Here is a 22,980-nt window from a genome sequence, read left to right as displayed (position 1 = left end):
GATCAGCTACGTGGACCAGGGCCGCGAGAACATCGACCCCGAGAAGACCCTGTGGGAGGTGGTCTCCGACGGCCTGGACTTCATCCAGGTGGGCAAGGTGGAGATCCCCTCCCGCGCCTACGTCTCCCAGTTCGGCTTCAAGGGCCCGGACCAGCAGAAGAAGGCCGGGGTGCTCTCCGGCGGTGAGCGCAACCGCCTGAACCTGGCCCTCACCCTCAAGCAGGGCGGCAACCTGCTGCTGCTGGACGAGCCCACCAACGACCTGGACGTGCAGACCCTCGGCTCGCTCGAGAACGCACTGCTGGAGTTCCCCGGCTGCGCCGTGGTGGTCTCCCACGACCGCTGGTTCCTGGACCGCGTGGCCACCCACATCCTGGCCTACGAGGGTACCGAGGAGAACCCCGCCAACTGGTACTGGTTCGAGGGCAATTTCGAGTCCTACCAGGCCAACAAGGTGGCCCGCCTGGGCGAGGAGGCGGCCCGCCCCCACCGCGCCACCTACCGTCGCCTCACCCGCGACTGAACTCCCGCGACCGCGCACGCGCACGGCCCGCCGACCGGCCCCGCCCCGTCCCCCGGGTGCGGGGCCGTGTCGTGTCCGGGGCCAGGGGCGCTGAGATCACCTGCCGGGCTCCCGGACGGCGTCACGTCCCGGACAGCGTCACGTCCCGGACAGCTCAGGATCGAGGTTCGCCACCACCCGCTCGGAAGGAGTGCCGGAGCGGTTCTGCGGGGCGTGCTCCCGGGTGACCTGCAAGCGGTCCACGCGCTCGGGCACCACCACCTGGATGGTGCCGTCGCGGGGGACCTCCAGCACCCCGAGGTCCACCGGGATGCCATCGCGCTCGCCCCACAGCTGCAGCACCTCCTCCTGGTCGCCGTCCCGCTCGTACTCGGAGACGCCCTCGGCCCACAGGGCCGCCCGGTTCTCGGTGATGATGGCCCGCCAGGTGCCGTTGTCGCTCAGCCCGGGCACCGGGCGGGCGTCCTCCTGCACGCTGAGCTCGCTCCAGGTCGCTGCGAACGCGCGGGCCTCGGCCAGATCGCGACGAGCATCGAGCAGCAGGCCGGAGGCCACGAGCGCCCCTATCAGCAGCAGCGTCGAGACGACGGCCAGAATGCGGGTGGGCCAGGGGCTGCGCTCACGGTCCCGCTCCGCCCGGCCTCGCGCCTTCGCCTGACGACGCCGACGGCGGGACAGCTCGGCGTCGTCCCGTGGTGAGAAGGCGAAGGCCGGAGCGGGCGCGGCACCGGGGCCGCTGGCGCTGCTGCCGGGCCCGGCGCCGCCGGTGGCCTGCGGCGGGGGAGCGGGGGCCGACAGCGGTGCGGAGGCCTGCGCAGGGACGCCCGAGGGCATGCCGCCGGTCATCGCGGGGGGCCCCACCAGGCGGCGCTGCGTGTCCGTGCCGAGCACAGGCGTGGCGTAGGTGCCGTGGTAGGCGGCCTCGGGCTGCCGGGATGCGGGCGGTGCTGCGTGCCCTGGCGCCGGAGTCCGCCCCGGGGAGTGCGTCTGTCCTGGGGCAGGGGCGTGTCCGGTCCCTGAGGCGCCGAAGCCCTCCAGGACGGCCTCGTGCAGGTCACGGGAGGGGGCCACGGCCGTCAGCAGGGTCAGCTGGGCGGCGGCCTCGATGGCATGGCGGTGCACCCCGACCGCATCGGTGCCGGCCGTCAGGGCGCGCAGACGGGCGCGCTCGCCGTCGTCGGCCAGCGCCAGTGCGTCCAGCGCGGCCAGCGCTCCCCGCTCGACACCGGCGCCATCGGTGCCCGCCCCACCCCCGGGCTGGCCGAAGGGGACCAGGGAGTCCAGCAGGCGGGCCAGGACCATCGCGGGCTGCTGTCGGGCGGTGCCCGTGTACGGGAAGCGTCCCTGCGCGGCCGACTCCACCAGGGCCCGCTCGCGGGCGGGGAGATCCAGCAGCGCGCGCATCACCGTCACCTCCCGGCGGTCCCGGGTGCGGTCGCTCACCGCGTCGGGCGCGACCAGGGAGCGCACGTCGCCGCTGGGCTCGGTGGCGACGGCGGCACGACGGGCCCGGTCCAGCACCGCGGCCTCCCCGGGCAGGCCGCTCGCGGCGAGCTGACCGGCATCGCGCAGGCACGAGCGCAGCACCCACACCGTGAGCCTGCCGGCCTTGGCCGTCGATCCCGTGATGTGGACGCCCAGGCCGTGGATGCGCGGTCCCAGCACGTCCACCAGGGCCCTGGCCGCCCGCTGATCGCCCCCGGCCGCGCGGCGCAGCAGGGTGCGCACCGGGTCGAGACGGTCCCCGAGATCCAGGGTGTCCTCCGGTATCGCCGGAGTCTCCCCGGCATGACCCTCGGTGCTCATGCTCCCGCCTCCTGTGACCCCGTCATCTGCCGCGCCGGCTCCTCCCGGGCGCCCCGGCTCCTCCCGGGCGTCCCGACGCGCGGACGCGTCCCATTCTGCCGACGCTCGCTCAGGAATTCTGCCCGAGAACCCAGGCACGATGCGCCGGGCCCCCGCCCACGCCAGTGCAAGAACTTGCGAAACCCTGTCCTGAAGGGTTCGCGAGCGCGGACGACTCTCCAGCAGTCGGCACAGATCGTTGCAGGCCACAGAAGATCAAAGCCATGATGACGAGTGGGAGAATCTTGCAAGGAATGTGCAAGAGTCCCGGCGTACCTCGGGTACGGTGGACCCATGAAGTCCATCTCCACCATCACGGTCGCCTCTGACCTCCCCGCCGCCCTCGAGCCTCTGCGGGAACTCGCCTACAACCTCCGCTGGACCTGGCGTCGCCAGACGCTGGACCTCTTCACGCGGCTGGACGCGAAGGCCTTCGCGGACAGCGGCCAGAACCCCATCGCCATGCTCTCCCAGGTCTCCGCGGGCCGCCTCGCCGAGGCCGCGCGCGACGAGACCTTCCTGGCGCGCATGCGCGCCGAGGTGGGGGACCTGAACACCTACCTCGACTCCGGCCGCTGGTTCCAGCGCACCGTCCCCAGCACCGGGGCCCCCACCCCCGCTGTCGCCTACTTCTCCATGGAGTTCGGGATCTCGCCCACGCTCCCCATCTACTCCGGCGGCCTGGGCATCCTGGCCGGCGATCACCTGAAGTCCGCCTCGGACCTCGGCGTGCCGATGGTCGCCATCGGCCTGCTGTACCAGTGGGGCTACTTCTCCCAGTCCCTGGACCGCGACGGCTGGCAGCAGGAGAACTACAAGCACAACGACACCGCCACGCTCCCCGTCCAGCCGGTGCAGGGCAAGGACGGCGAGCAGCTCACCGTCACCCTCACCCTGCCCGGGCAGCGCGAGGTCGCCGTGGCCGTGTGGTGCACCCAGGTGGGCCGGATCCCCCTGCTGCTGCTGGACACCGACCTGGAGGTCAACGACGCCGAGGCCCGCGAGATCACCGACCGCCTCTACGGCGGCGACCACGAGCACCGCATCCTGCAGGAGATCGTGCTGGGCATCGGCGGCGTGCGCGCCGTGAAGGCCTACAGCGAGGCCACCGGCTTCCCCGCCCCGCAGGTGTTCCACCTCAACGAGGGGCACGCCGGCTTCTCCGGCCTGGAGCGCGTGGGCCAGCTGATGGGCGAGGGCGCCTCCTTCGCCGAGGCCGTGGCCGAGGTGCGCGCCGGCACCGTGTTCACCACCCACACCCCGGTGCCCGCCGGCATCGACCGCTTCGGCGCGGAGCAGCTGCGCAGGTACCTCGACGCCGACGCCGCGGGCACCTCCCGCCTGATCCCCTCGCTGCCGGTGGAGGCCGCCCTGGCCCTCGGCATCGAGAACGGGACGGACATCTTCAACATGGCGCACCTGGGCTTCCGCATCGCCCAGCGCTCCAACGGCGTGGCCAAGCTCCACGGCGCCGTCTCCCGCGGCATGTTCCGGGAGCTCTACCCCGGCTTCGACGTGCCCGAGGTGCCGATCGGCTCGGTCACCAACGGTGTGCACCGCCGCACCTGGACCTCCGGCCCCATGGACGACCTGTACAAGAAGGCCATGGGCGACGTCGACATCTCCTCGATGAGCGACTGGAGCGCCCTGGCCTCCCTCACCGACCACGACCTGGGCGAAGCGCGCGACACCCTGCGCGCGGAGCTGGTCACCATGGCCCGGGCGCACGTCAAGCAGTCCTGGCTGCGCCGCGGCGCCGACGAGGCCGAGCTGGCCTGGACCGACCACATCCTTGACCCCGGCGTGCTGACCATCGGCTTCGCCCGACGCGTCTCCACCTACAAGCGCCTGACCCTGATGCTGCAGGACCCGGAGCGCCTCAAGCGGATCCTGCTGGACCCGGATCGTCCGGTCCAGATCGTGATCGCCGGCAAGTCCCACCCCGCGGACCGCCCCGGCAAGGAGTTCCTGCAGCAGATGGTGCGCTTCACGGACCAGCACGGGGTGCGCGACCGCATCGCGTTCCTGCCGGACTACGACATCCGCATGGCCGAGGTGCTGATCGCCGGCTCCGACGTGTGGCTGAACAACCCGATCCGCCCGGAGGAGGCCTCCGGCACCTCCGGCATGAAGGCCGTGCTCAACGGCGGGCTCACCTTCTCCATCTCCGACGGCTGGTGGGACGAGATGAAGGACGACGAGTCCGGCTGGACCATCCCCACCGCCGAGGTCGAGGACCGCGGCGAGCGGGACCGCATGGAGGCCGAGGCGCTGTACGAGATCCTCGAGAACAGCATCGTGCCGCTGTTCTACGAGCGCGATGCGCGCGGTCTGCAGCGCGGCTGGATGACGAAGGTGCGCTCCTCCCTGGTGAAGGTGGCACCGCAGATCGTGGCCGCCCGCATGGTGCGCGACTACGTCACCGACCTGTACCTGCCGGCCGCCCGCGCCGCGGGTGCCTTCAGCGCCGATCCCGCGCTGGCCGGTGAGTTCGCCTCCTGGAGGACGCGGGTCGCCGAGGTGTGGCCGAAGGTCTCCGTGAGCGACGTGCGCCTCGAGGGCGGCCGCGGTGCCACCGTGCCCACCGGCGCCGAGGTGACCCTCTCCGCAGACGTCCAGCAGGCGGGCCTGCGCGATGAGGACGTGCTGGTGGAGGCCGTGATCGGTCCGGTGGATTCCGACGGTGAGATCATCGACGGGCGCCTGGTGCCGCTGCAGCGCGGGGAGGACGGCCGCTGGGCGGCTCGCTTCGCCCTGGCTCATCCCGGTACCGTCGGGTACACCGTGCGGGTCACCCCGCAGCATCCGGTGCTCGCATCCCGCGCCGAGCTCGGGCTGGTCACCACCGCCTGAGCCGCCCGCCCCGAGGAGGACCCCGCCCGTGCCCACTCGTCGCCAGCTGCTGTTCACCGCTGCGACGGGGATGGCCGGGATCGGGGTCCTTCCCGCATGCTCCCCGGGCGGGCAGTCCGCGCCCGAGCCCACCGACGCCCTGCGCCTGCGGGTGTGGGACGAGCAGGCAGCCGGGGTGTACGAGAAGGCGCTGGTCGCGTTCACCGAGTCCACCGGCATCGAGGTCGAGGTCCAGGTGGTGGGCTGGGAGACCTACTGGAGCCAGCTGCCGCTGGACGCGGCCGAGCAGTCCCTGCCCGACGTGTTCTGGATGAACACCGCCCACCTGGACCAGTACCTGGGCGGCGACCACCTGGTGGAGGTCGGGGCGGTGGCGGGCGAGCTCGCGGCGCAATGGGAGCCGGTCGCGGCGGACCTCTACCGCCGCGAGGACGGACTGTGGGGCGTTCCCCAGCTGTGGGAGCAGTCCGTGCTGGTGGTCAACCGTGCTCTGGTCGACGCCGCCGGGGGACTGCCCGGGGACCTGCGCTTCGACCTGTGGGCCGAGAGCGACCCGCTGCGGGATCTCGCCCTGGCCCTCACCGTGGACTCCGAGGGGCGCCGCGCCGGGGAGGAGGGCTTCGATCCGGCCACCCGGCAGGTGACCGGGTTCAGCGCGCATCCCGACCGCACCGCCGTGCTGGGGCCCTTCATCGCCGCCTCGGGCGGCACCTGGCAGCACGAGGACGGCACCTTCACCTTCGCCTCCGAGGCCGGTGTGGCCGCCGTGCGCTACCTGGCCGGGATGGCCGGCGCTCACCTCGCTCCCACCGGCGCGGAGACCACGGCCAAGCCCGGCCTGTGCCGTGAGCTGTTCACCCAGGGATCACTGGGGCTGCTGCAGACGGGCACCTACGACCTGCGAGCGCTGGTCGAGGGCATCGACGGCGCCTTCGCCTGGGACCTGCATCCCGTGGTGGCCGGCCCGGAGGGCACCCGGCCGCTGGTGCACGCGATCGCCGCGGTGGGCCGCACCGTCACGAGCGAGGAGCGCACCGCGGAGATCGCGGAGCTGCTGACCTGGCTGGGCGGCATCGACGCGCAGCGCCCCCTGGCCGAGGCCCGACTGGGGATCCCTGCCCACCGTGATCTGCGCGGTGCGTGGGACGAGGCCTGGAGCGGCGCCGGGGTCGACACCACCGTGATCGGTCCGGCACCGGATAACCCCGCCCGCCCGGAGCACGGGCTGCGCTCGGCCGAGGGCACCTCGGCGGCCCTGCCGATCATCGGCGAGGTGTTCCGCGGCGAGGCCGATGTGAACGAGGCCATGGCCCGCGCGCAGGACGCCGCCAACGAGGCCGCCGGCTGATCAGCCCTGCTGCTTGACCCGAATCATGCCCTCCTGGGTGACGGTCGCGACCAGATTCCCGGCGCGGTCGAACAGCTGGCCCTGGGTAAGGCCGCGGCCACCGGAGGCGGAGGGGGAGCGCTGCACGTACAGCAGCCACTCGTCGGCCCGCACGTGGCGGTGCCACCAGATGGCGTGGTTGATGGTGGCCAGGCGCAGCCCCGGCGTCATCCAGCTCAGCCCCTGACGGCGCAGGATCGGCTCGAAGGGCGTGTAGTCGCTGGCGAAGGCCAGGATCGCATCGTGCACCAGCGGTGCGGCGTCGATCGGGTCCAGGGTGCGCATCCACAGCAGCTGGGTCTCGGTGCCCGCGGCGTCGGGCCCCAGGTAGATCGGGTCGGTGACGTGCCGGATGTCGATCGGCCGCTGCGTGGACCAGTACTTCGCCACCGGGTGCTCCAGTCCCGCCAGCACCTCCGCCGTGGTGGGGAGGTCCTCGGGCCCCGGCGCCTCCGGGGCGCGCTCCTGATGCTCCAGGCCCTCCTGCTGCTCCTGGAAGGAGGCGGTCATCGCCAGGATCGTGCGGGGCCCGCCGCTGCCGGACTCGTCGGCTCCGTCCTCGCCCTGGCGGGCGGGCTGGGTGGCCAGCACCCGCCGCACCGAGAAGGAGCCGCCGTCGCGCAGCGTGTCCACCTGGAAGCGGATCGGGTGGGAGGGATCACCGGGCGCCAGGAAGTACGAGTACATCGAGTGGATGCGCCGGCCCTCGGGGACCGTGCGGCCCACCGCCGTCACCGCCTGGCCCATCACCTGGCCGCCGAACACGTGACCGCCCGGCTGCGGAGAGGAGTCCCCCTCGAAGGAGGCCACCGTGGCCGGGGTCGCCACCGCTGGGTCCGCCTCGACCTCCCGCAGGTCCAGCAGGTCCAGCAGGGCGGCGGACGGCGAGGGGTCTGTCTGGGGCATGGGGTGCTCTCCTGGGACGGCGGCGCGGGACCGGATCATGCTACTCAGGTTGTCCGGGGCAGGTCAGACCCGGGTACGACGGCCCGGTGGCGCAGATCGGTCCCGGGAGCGATGCGACACCGGGGGGCCGGCTGCCAGCATAGTGGGCATGCAGGCGACCACCCCTTCTCCCTGGGCCGGTGCTGCGCCGGTCGCGCAGCCGGCTGCGCCTTGAGACAATGAGGCCGTGGCTCATCTTGATATCGACGTCGCCGTGCGCTGGACCGACCTGGACGCGTACGGGCATGTGAACAACGCTGCGATGGTGCGGCTGCTGGAGGAAGGCCGTATCGCCGCCTTCTGGCAGCCCACCGCCGAGGAGATCGCCCTGGGGGCGCCCGACTCACCGGCCGCGCTCGGCTCGGCCGGTGTGGGTGCGGAGATCAGCACCGTGGTGGCATCCCAGCGCATCGAGTACGTCGCGACACTCGGACACCGCCGTGAAGGGGTGATCGTGCGCCTGTGGGTCTCGCGTCTCGGTGGCGCCAGCATGGATGTGGACTACCTGGTCCTGACCAAGGACGATCCGGACGGCGCACGCCCGGTGACCCGCGCCCGCACCGTGATGGTCACCATCGACGCCACCACCGGCGCGCCCGTGCGCCTGGGGGACGAGGTCCGGGAGCGACTGGAGCGCTACCGCGCCGAGCCGCTGACCTTCCGCGGCTGACGGGCCTACTCCCGGACTCCGCGCGCGCTCACTCCAGATGGTCGGGGACGGCCTGGCCCGCCATCGGTGCCTGTCCGCCGTCGACGGTGTTGACCAGGGAGTGGGCGGCACGCTCGAGGTAGTCCCACAGGGTCTGCTCGTGCAGGGGGGACAGCTCGAGGGAGTCCACCGCATCGCGCATGTGGCGCAGCCAGGCGTCCCGGGCCGCGGGGGAGACGGGGAAGGGGGCGTGCCGGATCCGCAGGCGGGGGTGTCCGCGCGTGGCCCCGTAGTCCTTGGGCCCGCCCCAGTACTGCACCAGGAACATCCGCAGCCGGTCCTTCGCGCCGGTGAGCTCCTGCTCCGGGTACATGGGGCGCAGCAGCGGGTCCTCCGCCACGCCCTCGTAGAAGCGGTCCACCAGGCGCACGAAGGTGTCCTCGCCGCCGATCTCCTCGTAGAAGCTGCTCATGGGGTCCTCTCAGCCCTTCTGGGCGACGTCGCTGAAACGGGGCAGGGCGAAGCTCACGCCCGCCTCCCGGAAGGCCGCGGTGATGCGCCGACGCAGCTCCTGCTCCACGCCCCACTGCTCACCCGGGGCCACCTGCACCAGCACCCGGCGCTGCACGTGGGAGCCGTCCACCCCGAGGATCCCGCTGACGGTGGCATCGCCCTGGACCACGTCCACCCAGGCGGGATCGGTGGTGAATTCCGCGGTCACCTGCTCCAGCACCTCGGTGACCTGCGTGTTGTCGGATGCGGGATCCAGATCCAGCAGCACCACGGCATTGGCGAAGCCGCGCGACATGTTGCCGATGCGGATGATCTCGCCGTTGCGCACCGTCCACAGCACCCCGTCGACGGAGCGCACCTGCGTGACCCGCAGGTTGATCTCCTCGACGGTGCCGGTGGCGTACTCCAGATCCACCACGTCGCCGACGGCCACGATGTCCTCGAACAGCATCACCACGCCCGCGACCACGTCCTTGATGATGGTCTGGGCGCCGATGCCGGCCGCCAGCCCCAGCACGCCGAGGGAGGCGATCACCGGGGCGATGTTCACTCCGATCTCCGAGAGCACCATCACCAGTGCCACTGCCCAGATCGACATCGAGGCCACGTTGCGGGCCACGTTGGAGAGGGTCTCGGCGCGCTGAGCCCGACGTGCCTGAGCGGCCATGAGGGCCCTGCGGTCACGCTTGACCACGAAGCCGGCCGTACTGGTGAGCTTCGAGGAGCCCTCGATCATGGTCCGGAAGAAGCGGCGCAGCAGCCAGCTGGCCGCCCCGCTGAGCAGCGCAGCGACCAGCAGGATCACCACGATCCGCACACCGCTGGTCAGCATCCAGTGCCACAGGCTGTCGGCGAGATCCAGGGCGTCCTCGGCTGGAGGTGAGGCGAACAGATCCATGCCCCCGACGATAGCGCCGGGGGCATGGCCTGTCGGACCCGGTCTCAGTCGACGTCGGCCCCGCGCACCCGCACGGCCCGGGCCACCGTGTCGCGGCCCTCCACCACCACGCGGCGCAGACCGAAGGGGGCGTCCTCATGGTCGGCCAGCCAGCCATCGGCGCGATCCAGCACGAAGCGGTCGCCGTAGGAGTCCGGGAAGTAGCCCTGGGCGAGGCGGTTGGCGATCTCGTTGGAGCGCCTGTCCCACACCTTCTGCAGCATCGAGAAGTAGCGCTCCTGATAAGGGGCGATCAGCGCCGGATCCAGCACCCGGTTGAAGCCCTGCACCACGGCGGTGAGGGACTCGTTGGGCAGCTCGTCCTGCTCGACGGTGAGGCGCCACGCCTCGGACTTCGCCTCCGCTGTGGGCTGAGCCGCCTTCGCGGTCAAGGCGCTCTTGCGGCCGGACTGGGTGTCGTCCTTCGCCAGCACCTCGTCGATGCTGGCGGCATCGATCCCACCCAGGGCCGACAGGGCGATCACCAGCTTCCAGCGCAGGTCGGTGTCGATCGTGCGCCCCTCGAGTGTGCGGGAGCCGTCCAGCAGGCCCGCGAGGACCTCCCGGTGCTGCTCGGTGGAGGCCAGGCGGGCGAAGGCCTCCAGGAACTGCAGCTGGGCATCGGAGCCTGCCGGGGCCGAGCCCGCCAGCTCCCACAGGGCGTCGGCGGCCCCGGCGGTGCGGGCGGCGCGGTCGCCCTCGGCGGCGTAGCGGCCCGCCACCGTCTCCAGCTGGCTGAGCAGGGGGCGCACCACCGAGGAGGACTCCTCGCGGTCGATGTTGGTCAGCACCAGCTGCTGGAAGCGACGGCTGGGCAGTTCGGCGTCGCGCACCATGTCCCAGGCGGCCGACCACAGCAGCGTGCGGGCCAGCGGATCGTCCAGGTCCCGCAGGTGCTCCATCGCGACCTCGAGAGAGCGCGGATCCAGACGCACCTTGGCGTAGGTCAGATCGCCGTCGTTCAACAGCCACAGATCGGCGCGCTTGCCGGTCAGCTGCGGCACCTCGGTGAGGGGACCGTCCACGTCCAGCTCCACCTCGTGGGTGCGCACCAGGGCATCTTTCTCGAGGCTGAAACCGCCCACCCGCAGGCGGTGCGGGCGCAGCGTCGTGTGCTCCGCCGGTGCTTCCTGGGCGATGGCGAAGCGGGTGAGGGTGCCGTCGGCCTCCTGCTCCAGCACGGGGCGCAGGGTGTTGACCCCGGCGGTCTGCAGCCACAGCTGCGACCAGGAGGCGAGTTCGCGACCGCTGGTGGCCTCCAGCTCGACCAGCAGGTCCTTCAGCTCGGTGTTGCCCCAGGCGTGCGTGCGGAAGTACGCCCGCAGCCCCTCGAAGAACGCCTCCTGGCCCACGTAGGCCACCAGCTGGCGCAGCACCGAGGCGCCCTTGGCGTAGGTGATGCCGTCGAAGTTGGTCTCGACCGCCTCCAGGTCCACCATGTCGGCGACGATCGGGTGGGTGGAGGGGAGCTGGTCCTGGTTGTACGCCCAGGCCTTCTCCGACACCGCGAAGGTGGTCCAGGCATCCGTCCAGCGGGTGCGCTCGGCGCTGGCGAGGGTGGAGGCGTACTCGGCGAAGGACTCGTTCAGCCACAGGTCGTCCCACCAGCGCATCGTCACCAGGTCGCCGAACCACATGTGCGCCAGCTCGTGCAGGATGGTCAGGTCACGGCGCTCACGGATCGCGTCGGAGACGTCCGAGCGGAACACGTACGACTCCACATAGGTGACGGCGCCCGGGTTCTCCATCGCGCCCATGTTGTACTCCGGCACGAACACCTGGTCGTACTTGGGGAACGGGAAGTCGCAGTCGAAGGACTCCTCGTAGAAGTCGATGCCGGCCCCGGTCACGTCGATCACGTTCTGGGCATCGACGTGCTCGGCCAGCGAGGCCCGGGCGTACACGCCCATGGGGATCTCCCGGCCGTCGCGGGTGCGCCAGCTGCCCTCGCCGCCCTGGTAGTTGCCGGCGATCAGGGCCATCAGGTACGTGGAGATCCGCTCGGTGGGGCCGAACTCCCAGGTCGCAACGGTGCTGTCCTTCTCGGAGACCGTCGGCTCAGGCGTGGGGGCGATCGAGATGACCCGCCAGTGGGCCGGTGCGGTCACGGTCAGCTGGAAGGTGGCCTTGAGGTCCGGCTGCTCGAAGCACGCGAACATGCGGCGGGCGTCCGAGACCTCGAACTGGGTGTACAGGTACACCTCGTCGTCCACGGGGTCCACGAAGCGGTGCAGGCCCTCACCGGTGTTCATGTAGATGCCGTCGGCCAGGATCCTCACCGTGTTCTCGCCCTCGGTCAGGGCCGGCAGCTTCACCCGGGCGCCGTCGAAGCGGGAAGCGGCATCACGCAGCAGCTCGCCGTTGAGCTCGATCTCGTGGACGCGCTTGGCGATCAGGTCCACGAAGGTCTCGCGGGCCTCGCTCGCGGTGAAGCGCAGCGTGGTCTCGGTCAGGAAGGTCTCCGGCCCCTGCGTGAGATCCAGGCGGATGTCGTAGGAGTCGGTGGTGAGGAATGCGGCGCGACGGCGCGCCTCGGTGCGGGTGAGGTTCTCGGATGACATGGCCTCCATCCTGCCACCGACAACTCAGCCGCCTGTTCAGAACCGGCCAGGGAATGGCGGGACGGTCATGAATCGTCGCGGTCGACGTGCCAGGCGGCGGTGGTGAGGGTCGCGGCCAGGCGGGGTGACCGCGACGGCGCTGGCGCCGTACCCGCCCGTCACCGCCGGGTGGTCAGGTCCAGGTCCCACTCGTAGTGCTCGGGGAGCTTCGGGATGCCCCACTTCGGGTCCGGGAAGAAGTACTCGTACCCTGCGGAGAACGGGTAGGTCCAGCGGGCGATGTGCTCCTCGGCCCGGCGGCCCGCCTCTCGGATGCCCTCGATCTCCTCGGCGCTGAAGTAGCCGGTGCGCTCAGCACCCTCGAGCTCGTCCTCGTCCTTGTAGTGCCAGTCGCGTCGCGGCAACACCACCAGGTCCAGCACCAGGTCCCGCGTGCGCAGGCCCTCCTCGGTGCGCTCGTACGGGGTCTCGAGGTTGATGTAGTAGCAGCCCAGGGAGCCGTCGTCCTTGTAGAACAGCCACACCGAGTACGGCAGGCCCGGCAGGCCGATCATCAGGATGCCGTTGCCGGTCCACAGCTGCTTGGACTGCACGCGGGGGGCGGTGAACATGCCCTCATCACCGGCACGACGCAGTGCGGCCCCGGATTCCAGCACGGGCAGCAGCACCTCGGTGCCGGGGGCGATCCACACCACCACGCCGCGGTCGTCGTCCAGCACCACGGTGCCGGGGCGGACGGTGTGCGTGGGGTGCTGGGGGGTGTAGTAGGTCCAGGTCACCTGGTCGCCGGGCGACCAGCGGTGGTTGCTAGGCATGATGGGTTCCCGACCGGATCGGCCCCCGTGGACGCCTCGGATCGACCGGTCACCGGTCCGTTGCTTCACTGCCCGCGAGGGGGAAGGTGTATGGGGCGACCATACCCCGCCTCCCCGCAGGCGTCCTGCTGCCGCGCCGGATCAGCGCGGCCGCGGCTGGGTGACCAGGGGGCACTGGACATCCGCGGGCGGATGCGTCGGTCAGCCCAGAGCCAGCAACGCCAGCACCAGCGCGAGGGCACCGGACAGCCCGGAGATCGTCAGCAGCACGATGCCGGCACCCGCTCCCCTGCGCGGGCGGTCCGCGGCGACGGCCGAGGGTCCCGCACGCTGCGGGAGCGTGGCGTCGGCCCCCAGCTCAGGGGCAGGCGGCGGCGTCCCCGGGTGCCACAGCGCAGCGGGGTGCCGCTCGGGGTTCACGCGGGTGGGCTCGTCCACGAACGCATCGGTGGAGGCCTCCTGCGGATCAGGTGCCTGGGCGGGGATGGACCCGGTGCGGGCGGTGATCCGCTCGTGCAGGCCGGGAGCTATACCCGCAAGGTCTGCGGGCCCGTTCAGTCCCACTTCGCGCAGACCGTGCCCCAGCGATCCGGGCTCGAGCGGCTCGACGCCGTCCGGCACCGTGATCCGATCCCCGGCGCGGCTGCGGCACCAGCTCTGGATCGTTCCCTGGGGAGCGGGAAGGCGCTCGAGGGCCTGGCGAGCCGTCGGCCGACGGGCGGGGTCCGGCTCCAGCATCGAGCGCAGCAGCGCATCCAGAGCGCCGGCGGCGGGATCCGTGCTGTCGGCCGGGCCCTGCCGGGCACCCTCGCCGCCCAGCATCTGCTGGGCGCATGCGGCTGCGGCCCACACGTCCTGTGCCGGGCCGGTGCTCTGGCCCTCCATGACCTCGGGGGCCATGTACCCCGGGGTGCCGTGGAAGCGTCCGGTCGCGGTGAGTCGTACGTCGGACTCGTGCAGGGCGATGCCGAAGTCGGCCAGCAGCAGGTGCGGGGCCTGGCTTCCGGTGCTGTCCAGCAGCAGGTTGGCGGGCTTGACGTCGCGGTGCACCCAGTGGTTCTCGTGCATGGCGGCGAGCGCCTCGAGCAGCTGGCCCAGCAGGTGGGAGGTGAGCGAGGGGGCGAGAGGACCGTACGTGCGCAGCAGCCCGGCCACCGTGCCGCCGTGCACCAGCGGCATCACCAGCACGATGGTGTCGTCCTCCGCGACCCAGGTGTACGGCGGCAGCAGGTGCGGGTGGGCGCCCAGTCCCTGCGCGGTGCCCACCGACTGCTCGCGCACGAAGCGCAGCACGTCGGCGCCGTCGCGCTGGCGCATCACCTTGGCCGCGCAGATCGCGCCGTAGCGCCGGTCCACGGCTCGCCAGAGGGACCCGGTGGCCCCCCGGGCCAGGGGATCGACGAGCTCGATGCGACCGGCGATGACATCGGACATGATGGTGCACATGCTAGGGCACCCCCATCCCCCGCGAGCGGCCGCGCCGACGCGGCTCGCGCTGCTCCCGTCCGCGCTGCCGTCCGCGCTGCTGGCGCTGGTGCTGGTGCTGGTCCTCGGATCCGCCCCGGCGCTCGCCGACCCGGCCGACGAGCCGGAGGCGCCGGCCACCGCGTACCAGGCGGCCGGGGCCGAGATCGAGGGCGGCTCCTCCATCGCCCAGGCGCCCACCGTCGCTCCCGGGCTGCACCGCGATTCCTTCGCCGAGGGCGGTGCCGACGTCAGCGGGGACGGCACCGCCAAGTACTACCGGATCGCGGTCGGGGAGGGCGAGAGGGTGCACGCGGCCGCGGTCATCGCCGCCCCGCCCTACGGGTCCGGGGTGCCCGAGGACTACCAGGACCTCTCGGTGGGGCTGGCCTTCGTGACCGCCGGCGGGGACGACTGCAACGACTCCAGCACCGGCACCTACGGTGAGACGCACACGGCCGACGGTCCGATCACCACGGTGCGCGTCTCCGGGCCGATGGGACCGGAGGACTGCGCCGGGACCGAGCTGTTCCTCAAGGTCACCAGGATGGGGACCCGGCTGGCCGATCAGCCGCTTCCCATCGAGGTGCAGATCGCCATCGAGCCGGCCGGGACCGCGGGCGGGGACCCCTCTGTCGACGAGGAGATCGCCGACTCCGGTGCCTCACCCGTGGCCCCCGCGCAGTCCGAGCCGATCGAGCTGGGCCGCTCCTTCAGCGGTGCGCTTCCCGTGGAGCCCGGTTCCTACGTGATCGAGCTGGTGCCCGGCGAGGTCGGCTTCGTCTCCGTCCCCGTGGGGGAGGGGCAGAGGCTGCGGTGGCGCACCGAGATCGTCTCCGAAGTGGGGGAGGAGGCCGGGCAGCTGGTGGTGCTGGCCCGCAACCCGGTGCGCGACCAGGTCGCCGTGGGCGGGGGAACCAGTCCCTGTCCCAGCGCGGGGCCATCGAGGGTGGGGGATGACGGCCCCGGTCGCCGTCGGCAACCGCTCCTCGGAGAAGGCATCCATCCGCAGCGCCTGGCTGCCCGGCACCCACACCGTGATGGTGCAGCGCCTGCAGCGGCCCGAGGGTGCCGCTGCGGCCGGGGCGGACCCGGTGCGGCTGATCCTCACCCTCGAGGTGGAGGGCGAGGCGGCCGAGGGCGCCTCCGAGGTGCTGGAGCTGGGCGACCTGCCGAGCGGCTCCTCCGGAGGGCTCAGCGACCTCGGGTTCCTCGGTGAGCTGGGGATGGGGAAGCTGGTGATGCTGGGGACCGCCGGCCTGCTGGCGGTGGTCGCGGTGCTCACCGGGGTCGCCGGGGCGGCGGTGCTGTGGGGGCGCAGGCGACGCTGATCAGCGGGCCCAGCCGGGCTCAGCTGCTCCAGGCCTCCCACAGCCGGGCGTACACGCCGTCCAGTGCCACCAGGTGCTCGTGCGGGCCCTGCTCGACCACGCGGCCCTCTGCCATCACCAGGATGCGGTCGGCCTCCTTTGCCTGGGAGAGTCGGTGCGCCACGATCACCGTGGTGCGACCGGCGGCCACCGCCAGCGCCGCCCGCTCCAGCACCCGGGCGCCGGAGGAGCCCTCGTCGGCCGTGGCCTCGTCCAGCACCAGCACGGCCGGGTCCTGCAGGGCGATCCGGGCCAGTGCCAGCTGCTGGGACTGCTCGGCGCTGAGCCGCTCGCCCTTCTCGCCCACCTCGGTCTCAAGGCCCTTGGGCAGGCGCTCGGCCCACGCATCGGCCTCCACGGTGCGCAGCGCCGCCCACAGCTCCTCCTCGGTGGCGAGGGGGCGGGCCAGCTTCAGGTCCTCCGCGAGGGTGCCGCGGAACACGTGCACGTCCTGGCTCACGATCGAGGCGTGCGAGCGCACGGCCTCGATGTCGGCACGCGCCAGATCCGCCCCGCCGTGGAGCACCCGCCCGTGACGGGGGGTGAGGGTGCCGGTGATGATCGAGGCCAAGGTGGACTTGCCGGCACCGGAGGCGCCCACCAGGGCCACCGTCTCCCCGGCGGCGATGTCCAGGTCGATCGGGTGCAGCACCACCCGCTCCTGACCGTCCTCGTCGGTGGTGTAGGAGTGGGAGACCTGCTCCAGGCGGATCGAGGAGTCCTGCGGGACCTGGGGGCCCGGGGAAGCGGCTGGGTCGATCGATGTGATCACCCCGACCATGCGCGACAGGCTCGCCCCGGCACTCTGGACGTCGTCGAGGTTGAAGATGAACGCCAGCATCGGCCAGAACAGGCTCACCAGGTAGATCGCGGCCGCGGTGACCAGGCCCAGCGGGGCGCCCGCCTGGTGCACCATCGCGAAGCCGATCACCATCACCGACAGCAGCGCGATCGACTCCGGGATGTTGATCAGCGCCACCATCTTCCCCACCAGGCTCATCACCCGCATGTTCAGCACCGCGGCGGTCTCCGACAGCACGGCCACGTGGCGGGTCTCGCGGCGTTCGATGCCGTAGGCGTTGACGGTGGGGATGCCGTGGATGGCGGAGAGCAGGCCCTGGGCGCGGGCGCCCATCGCCACTCGCTCCTTGCGGTACAGCGGGGCGGTGCGGCGCAGGTACCAGCGGGCCGCCAGCACGTACAGCGGCACGATCACCACGACCATCAGCAGCAGGTAGGGCGAGAGGGTGGCCATGCCGGCCAGGGTCACCACCACCAGGAAGCCCAGCTGGATCAGGTTGGGCACCAGGTTGTTCACGGCGCGGGCGGCCACGTCCACATCGTCGGCCACGCGGGAGAGGGCGTCGCCGATGCCGGTCTGCTCCATCGATTGGGCCGGCAGGTCCAGGGCGCGGTCGATCACGTCCTCGCGCATCCCGGCCAGGATCCGCTGTCCCAGCGAGGAGATCATCGTCCAGCCCACCGCCATCAGCACGGCCTGGACCGCGCCGACGGCCACGATCTGCCCACCCAGCGCCCACACGGCGCGGGAGGTGCCCTCGGAGTCCACCACGCCCACCGCCGCACCGATCAGGCGGGGCAGGATCGCCGCGGCGACCGCGCTGCCGATGGTGATCAGCAGCGTCACGGCCGTGAACCAGCGGTGCTCACTGAGCCGCGCCAGCATGAAGCGCGCTGCCTGGCCGCCGCTGGCGATCGGCAGCAGCTGGGCGTGCTCGTCCAGCTGCCGCTGGGCGGTGGTGTCATCGCCCAGGACCTCCTCGACGGAGCGGTTCCAGTCGATCATGCTCATCGCTGCACCATCTCCCGGTAGTCCTCGAGGTCCATCAGCTCGGCGTGGTCGCCCTCGGCGACGATCCGCCCGGAGCGCAGGTACACCACCCGGTCGGCGTGGCGCAGCAGCGCCGGGGCCCGGGTGACGATCAGGGTGGCCCGGTCGGTGCGGCGGCGTGCCGCCACCAGCGCCTCGGCGATGTGCTGCTCGGTCACTGCGTCGACCGCGGTGGTGGGGTCCTGCAGCACCAGTACGGGCGGGTCGGCCGCGACGGAGCGGGCCAGCGCGATGCGCTGACGCTGCCCGCCGGAGAGGTTCGAGCCACGGTCCAGGATCCGGGTGTCGTAGCCCTCGGGCAGGATCCGCAGTAGGTCACCGGCACCGGCGGCATGCAGGGCGGCATCGGCCCAGGCGTCGTCGGAGCCGTCGGTGGCCGCCGTGTCGGGTGCGCGGGTGGCCAGCTGCTCACGCAGGGTGCCGTCGAAGAGGTCCACCACGTGCGGCTCCACCAGCAGATCAGCGCGCAGCTGCATCCGCTCCTGCGGCGTGATCGGGCGGTCACCCACGCGGGCCCCGCCGTCGGTGCGGCCGGAGACCGTCTCCACCAGGGCGTCGGCATCGCGCACATCCGCGCAGGCCACGGCCACCACGGTGCCGTCATCGACCGTGAGGTCCACGCTGTCCAGGGTGCCGGTGGTCACGGAGTCCAGGTGCAGTCCGCCAGCGGCGCCGCGGCGCTCGGCGAGACCGCCGGGGCCCCCGCCGCGGTCGTCGCGCTGCGTGGTCAGGCGCTCCAGGGTGAGCTCCTCGTCGTCCACGGTGCGGCCCAGATCGCCCAGCAGGTCGCGCACACGGCGCGCCGAGGTCGACATGCCGGCCCACCACACGGGAGCACCGGAAAGGCCCTGCAGCATCCCCATCACGGTGCGGGCCACGCCCACCACGGCGATCAGCACCCCGATGGAGAGGTCACCGGCCAGGGTGCGCTGGGCGGCTATCACCACCACGGCGGCCAGCATCAGGCCGGTCACCAGGGTGGTCAGGCCGCTGGAGATGCCGGAGTAGCGGGCGTTGACCAGGGCTGCTTCGAGGGCCACCCGGGATCGGCGGCGGTACAGGGCGCGGGCACGGGACTGCACACCCAGCCCCTGCAGCACGCGCAGGCCGTGCACCAGGTCGGTGGCGGTGGCGGCTGCCTCGGCGGCCTGGGACTGCTGGTCGTCGTACCGCTTGGACAGGGTCGGGGTGATCACCCGGATCACCACCACCATCACCACGATGCCCAGCAGCATCGCCAAGCCCAGCCACACGTCCAGCACCGTCAGCCAGACGGTCGCGCCGAGCACCACCAGCAGGGACGGCACCACCCAGGGCAGCATGTCCAGCACGTCCGAGGCCTTGTCGGCATCGGAAGTGGCGATGGAGAGCACCTCCCCGGCGGGCCGGTCGATGCCGCGGGAGCGGGGGTCGAGCACCGCGCCGGTCATCGCCACACGCAGGCGGTGCCGCTCCAGCATGCAGGCCTTCTGGGAGGCCAGGAAGGTAAGGATCCAGCACACGGTGCCCACCAGGCGCAGCGCCACTACGGCGAGGGCACCCAGGATCGTCACGCGCAGGTCGCCGGCCACGATGCCGTGGTCGATCACCAGGCCCAGACCGATCGGCACCAGCATCTCGATGCCCTCGGAGATCGCCGCCAACGGCAGCACCCAGGCGAGCATCCTCTTATGGGCGCGCACGATCGACCGCAGCACCCCGGGGCGCGGGGCGGCGGGATCGGCAGAGGCGGGATCGGGGACGGGTGCGGTCGCGAGCGGGGGAGAGGGATCGTGCACCCGTCGATCCTTCCCCGCGCTGAGCCCGGTCGCAAACGAATATGCAGGCTGATGGTGTAGTGCCGGTCACGTCAGCACGCTGACGGGCGCGGTGACAGAATGGGTCCATCACCCCCGAGGAGAGGAAACCCGCGTGAGCACCACCGATGTCGAGCCCACCGTCGAGCTGTTCGTCGATCCCGCCTGCCCCTTCGCCTGGATGACCAGCCGCTGGCTGCTGCACGCGGCCGAGGTGCGGGAGATCGCTCCCCGCTTCCGGGTGATGTCCCTGGCCGTGCTGAACGAGGGCCGCGACCTGGATCCCGACTACCGCCGCAGCACCGACCAGAGCTGGGGCGCCGCGCGGCTGGCGATCCACATCGCCCGCACGGAGGGGGACGAGGCCTTCGCCCGCTGGTACACCGCCTGGGGCGAGCGCTACCACGTGGGCGGGCAGAAGGAGGATCGACGGGCCACCGCCGTGGCGGCCCTCGAGGACGCCGGCCTGCCCGCCGGGCTGATCGACGCCTACGATCCGGCCGATGGCGACGACACCGACCGGGCGCTGCGCGCCTCCCACCAGGACGCCATCGACATGGTGGGCGACGACGTGGGCACCCCGGTGATCTCCTTCGGCGAGGGCACCGCCTATTTCGGCCCCGTGGTGTCCCCGGCCCCCAAGGGGGAGGAGGCCGGCCGCCTGCTGGACGGCTTGCGCGCACTGGCGTCGGTGCAGGGCTTCTACGAGCTCAAGCGCAGCCGCACCGGCGGCATCGACCTCAGCTGACAGCCCCATGGAGCAAGGACGGAACTGAACCATGATCGTGCACATCGGCACCGACCACGCCGGCTTCGAGCTGAAGAACCGACTGGTGGCCGCGCTGCGCTCCAAGGGCCACGAGGTCACCGACCACGGCGCCCACGAGTACGACGCCCTGGACGACTACCCGCCGTTCTGCACCGCTGTGGGTGAGGCCGTGGTGGCCCAGCCCGGCTCCTTCGGCGTCGTGATCGGCGGCTCCGGCAACGGCGAGCAGATCGCGGCCAACAAGGTGGCCGGTGTGCGGGCCGCGCTGGTGTGGAACGAGGACACCGCGAAGCTGGCCCGCCAGCACAACGACGCCAACGTGATCTCCGTGGGCGCCCGCCAGCACACCGAGGAGGAGCTCGAGGGCCTGATCGACCTGTTCCTGGCCGAGCCCTTCAGCCACGAGGAGCGCCACCAGCGGCGCATCGACCTGATCGCCGGCTTCGAGAGGACCGGCGGGTACGGCACACCCGAGCAGCACTGATGCCGGAGGGCCATACCGTCCACCGGCTCGCGGAGGCCTTCGGCCACGGCCTGGTGGGCCAGCGGGTGCACACCTCCAGCCCCCAGGGACGGTTCTCCGAGGCCGCCCAGATCGACCGGATGGTGCTGCTGGGAGCCGAGGCGGTGGGCAAGCACCTGTTCCTGGCCTTCGCCCCCAGTGCGGACGTCGACCTGGACGCGCCCGTGGTGCGGTTCGTCCACGTACACCTGGGGCTGTACGGTTCGTGGACCTTCGCCGGTGAGCCCGGCTTCGCGCGCATGCACGCGATCGGTGCTCCTCGGGTGCGGGTGGGGGAGCAGGAGCGCTCCCTCGACGCGGGCACCGCGGACTGGCAGTACCTGCTGCCCCGGCCCACGACGCGACTGCGCATCCAGGGGCCCTGCGGGCTGGCCGACCTCACCGGACCCACCGCCTGCACCCTCCTGGACGGTGCCGGCCGGCAGGCGATCATCGACCGCCTGGGCCCGGACCCGCTGCGGGCCGACGCCGACCCCGAGCAGTTCGTGTCACGGGTGGTGGGCTCCCGCTCCGGGATCGGCACCATGCTGATGAACCAGGAGGTGGTGGCGGGCATCGGCAACATCTACCGCGCCGAGCTGCTGTTCCGGGCGCGGCTGGACCCCTTCGTCCCCGGCAAGGCCCTGAGCAGGTCGATGGTCGAGGGGATCTGGGAGGACCTGGTGGCGCTGATGCACTACGGTGCCCGCACCGGCCGGATCGTCACCACCCAGCCCGAGCACCGCCTGCTGGACCCCCGCATCATGGAGCGCACTCGCCAGAACGGCGACGAGGATCCCACCGTGGTCCCGCGCGAGCAGTCCTTCTACGTGTACCACCGCCACACCCTGCCCTGCCGCCTGTGCGGGACGGTGGTGAGGTCCCAGGAGCTGGCCGGACGCACCGTCTACTGGTGCCCGCGCTGCCAGACCGCGAGGACCCGACGCGCCGCGTGGATCCGCGAGAACCCAGCCGCGCCGTGGGCCTACGCTGATCTGCATGACCTCCCCGGCCCCGCCGCCTGACCCGCCCTGCCCGCGCCCGCCCCGCTGCTCGAGCAGGGCTCGCTCACCACGGCCGACGGACACCAGCTGCCCTACGAGCTGTCCGGGACCCGCGACGGCGCTCCAGCGCTGTACCTGCACGGCGGGCCCGGCGGCACGCTGGGATCGGGCTATCGCCGGAACGTCCCGGCGGACGGCACGCTGCTGGTGGGGATGCTGCAGCGGCGCATCCAGGAGGGCTCACCGGGTGGGGGCCTGGCCGCGCAGACCACGGCGAACCTGGTGGGGGACATCGAGCTGCTGCGCGAGCACCTCGGTATCGAGTCGTGGATCGTGCAGGGCGTCTCCTGGGGGAGCACCCTCGCGCTCGCCTACGCGCAGGCGCATCCCCACCGGGTGCGGGCCGTGGTGCTGTTCGCAGTCACCACTACCTCCCGATGGGAGGTCGACTGGATCACCGAGGGCGTGGGCGCGCTGTACCCGGAGGCATGGGACGCGCTGGCGACTCTCGCGGAGCAGCGCACGCAGTTCCGCCGCGGCCCCCTGGGCCATGGCCGCGCCGAGGGGTCTTTGCGCCTGGTGGATGCGTACCGGGACATGCTCGCTGATCCCGACCCGCAGCGCGTGCGCGAGGCAGCCGCGGCCTGGATCGACTGGGAGGACGCGCACATCGGGATCGGGCTCCCGCACCCCGGCACCCAGGGCGGCCTCCCCCGCTCAGAGGCGCAGCAGCTCGAGTTCGCGCGTCTGGTCACCCACTACTGGGCCCACGACGGATTCGTGGCCGACTGGGCGGCAGGCTGGGGCGCGGAGCCCGGCAGCGGGCTGCTGGGCGGCATGCATCGCCTCGCGGATGTTCCCGGGGTGCTGATCCACGGCAGGCGCGACGTCTCCGGGCCGGTGCGCACCCCGTACCTCGTGCACCGGGCATGGCCCGGCAGCACCCTGCGGATCATCGAGCACGAGGGCCACGGCGGTCCGGAGATGGTCCAACTATGGCGTGCGGCGATGACCGAGTTCATTGGCTCGGGTCGCGCTCCTTCAGGGCGGCGCTGAGCGCGGTCGCGAACGCGGTCCAGGCGGTGCAGCGGTGGCGAGCGAGGTCTTCACGAGGGGATGCGTGTCACGGCGCTGGACACCGCAGAGGGGAGAGACCCGACCGCTCGTTCCGAGGCCGCGCTGGGCACGATTACAG

At 72.1% G+C, this 22,980-nt stretch carries 18 protein-coding genes; 9 read left to right on the top strand and 9 right to left on the bottom strand.

What is annotated here, in order from left to right; genetic code table 11:
• On the top strand, positions 1-523 hold a 523-nt coding region (locus IOE58_RS07920; protein ID WP_193865858.1), incomplete at its 5' end, for an ATP-binding cassette domain-containing protein.
• Positions 524-661: 138 nt separating this feature from the next.
• Here the strand turns inward: IOE58_RS07920 and IOE58_RS07915 are convergent.
• Entirely contained in the window at positions 662-2,329 is a 1,668-nt protein-coding gene (locus IOE58_RS07915; RefSeq protein WP_193865857.1) for an RNA polymerase sigma factor, read from the bottom strand.
• Positions 2,330-2,662: 333 nt separating this feature from the next.
• On the opposite strand from IOE58_RS07915, the gene glgP reads away from it, so the two are divergent.
• Positions 2,663-5,221: an alpha-glucan family phosphorylase gene (glgP, locus tag IOE58_RS07910; RefSeq protein ID WP_193865856.1), complete on the top strand. Its 2,559-nt coding sequence runs from the start codon at positions 2,663-2,665 to the stop codon at positions 5,219-5,221.
• 28 nt (positions 5,222-5,249) lie between these two features.
• Positions 5,250-6,569, top strand: coding sequence for an ABC transporter substrate-binding protein (locus IOE58_RS07905; protein WP_348981925.1), 1,320 nt, complete (start codon positions 5,250-5,252; stop codon positions 6,567-6,569).
• Here IOE58_RS07905 and IOE58_RS07900 read toward each other — a convergent pair whose 3' ends face one another.
• Complete coding sequence (locus IOE58_RS07900) at positions 6,570-7,514, bottom strand: acyl-CoA thioesterase (RefSeq protein WP_193865855.1); 945 nt, start codon at positions 7,512-7,514, stop codon at positions 6,570-6,572.
• Positions 7,515-7,740: 226 nt separating this feature from the next.
• Between IOE58_RS07900 and IOE58_RS07895 the strand changes: the two genes are divergently transcribed.
• Positions 7,741-8,223, top strand: a complete 483-nt coding sequence (locus IOE58_RS07895) for an acyl-CoA thioesterase (protein ID WP_193865854.1) — start codon at positions 7,741-7,743, stop codon at positions 8,221-8,223.
• A gap of 28 nt (positions 8,224-8,251) precedes the next feature.
• On the opposite strand, the gene IOE58_RS07890 is transcribed toward IOE58_RS07895, so the two are convergent.
• From IOE58_RS07890 to IOE58_RS07870, 5 genes are all read right to left on the bottom strand, one after another.
• The gene (locus tag IOE58_RS07890; protein ID WP_193865853.1) at positions 8,252-8,674 is read right to left on the bottom strand and encodes a globin; all 423 of its coding nucleotides are present in this window, start codon (positions 8,672-8,674) and stop codon (positions 8,252-8,254) included.
• 9 nt (positions 8,675-8,683) lie between these two features.
• Positions 8,684-9,613, bottom strand: coding sequence for a mechanosensitive ion channel family protein (locus tag IOE58_RS07885; RefSeq protein WP_193865852.1), 930 nt, complete (start codon positions 9,611-9,613; stop codon positions 8,684-8,686).
• Positions 9,614-9,657: 44 nt separating this feature from the next.
• Complete coding sequence (gene pepN / locus IOE58_RS07880) at positions 9,658-12,213, bottom strand: aminopeptidase N (protein ID WP_193865851.1); 2,556 nt, start codon at positions 12,211-12,213, stop codon at positions 9,658-9,660.
• 158 nt (positions 12,214-12,371) lie between these two features.
• Positions 12,372-13,028: a ribonuclease FAU-1 family protein gene (locus tag IOE58_RS07875; protein ID WP_193865850.1), complete on the bottom strand. Its 657-nt coding sequence runs from the start codon at positions 13,026-13,028 to the stop codon at positions 12,372-12,374.
• A 201-nt stretch (positions 13,029-13,229) separates the two neighbouring features.
• Entirely contained in the window at positions 13,230-14,462 is a 1,233-nt protein-coding gene (locus IOE58_RS07870; RefSeq protein WP_193865849.1) for a serine/threonine-protein kinase, read from the bottom strand.
• A 10-nt stretch (positions 14,463-14,472) separates the two neighbouring features.
• On the opposite strand from IOE58_RS07870, the gene IOE58_RS07865 reads away from it, so the two are divergent.
• On the top strand, positions 14,473-15,711 hold the full coding sequence (locus IOE58_RS07865) for a hypothetical protein (protein ID WP_193865848.1): 1,239 nt from the start codon (positions 14,473-14,475) through the stop codon (positions 15,709-15,711).
• Positions 15,712-15,842: 131 nt separating this feature from the next.
• Here IOE58_RS07865 and IOE58_RS07860 read toward each other — a convergent pair whose 3' ends face one another.
• Entirely contained in the window at positions 15,843-17,675 is a 1,833-nt protein-coding gene (locus IOE58_RS07860) for an ABC transporter ATP-binding protein (RefSeq protein ID WP_193865847.1), read from the bottom strand.
• Complete coding sequence (locus IOE58_RS07855) at positions 17,672-19,492, bottom strand: ABC transporter transmembrane domain-containing protein (protein WP_259891270.1); 1,821 nt, start codon at positions 19,490-19,492, stop codon at positions 17,672-17,674. The genes IOE58_RS07860 and IOE58_RS07855 overlap by 4 nt, the downstream gene beginning before the upstream one ends.
• A gap of 133 nt (positions 19,493-19,625) precedes the next feature.
• Between IOE58_RS07855 and IOE58_RS07850 the strand changes: the two genes are divergently transcribed.
• The 4 genes from IOE58_RS07850 to IOE58_RS07835 all read left to right on the top strand — a co-directional run bounded on the left by IOE58_RS07850 (position 19,626) and on the right by IOE58_RS07835 (position 22,841).
• Positions 19,626-20,258 carry a mycothiol-dependent nitroreductase Rv2466c family protein gene (locus IOE58_RS07850; protein WP_396121489.1) on the top strand — a complete coding sequence of 211 codons (633 nt, stop codon included), beginning with the start codon at positions 19,626-19,628 and terminating at the stop codon, positions 20,256-20,258.
• A gap of 31 nt (positions 20,259-20,289) precedes the next feature.
• Positions 20,290-20,763, top strand: a complete 474-nt coding sequence (locus IOE58_RS07845) for a ribose-5-phosphate isomerase (RefSeq protein WP_193865846.1) — start codon at positions 20,290-20,292, stop codon at positions 20,761-20,763.
• On the top strand, positions 20,763-21,806 hold the full coding sequence (locus tag IOE58_RS07840; RefSeq protein ID WP_193865845.1) for an Fpg/Nei family DNA glycosylase: 1,044 nt from the start codon (positions 20,763-20,765) through the stop codon (positions 21,804-21,806). Before IOE58_RS07845 ends, IOE58_RS07840 begins: the two co-directional genes overlap by 1 nt.
• A 192-nt stretch (positions 21,807-21,998) precedes the next feature.
• Complete coding sequence (locus IOE58_RS07835) at positions 21,999-22,841, top strand: alpha/beta fold hydrolase (protein WP_348981924.1); 843 nt, start codon at positions 21,999-22,001, stop codon at positions 22,839-22,841.
• Positions 22,842-22,980: the final 139 nt, after the last annotated feature.

Source organism: Brachybacterium epidermidis (assembly GCF_015209585.1).
Lineage (GTDB): Bacteria > Actinomycetota > Actinomycetes > Actinomycetales > Dermabacteraceae > Brachybacterium > Brachybacterium epidermidis.
This window is presented reverse-complemented; position numbering and strand designations above follow the sequence as displayed.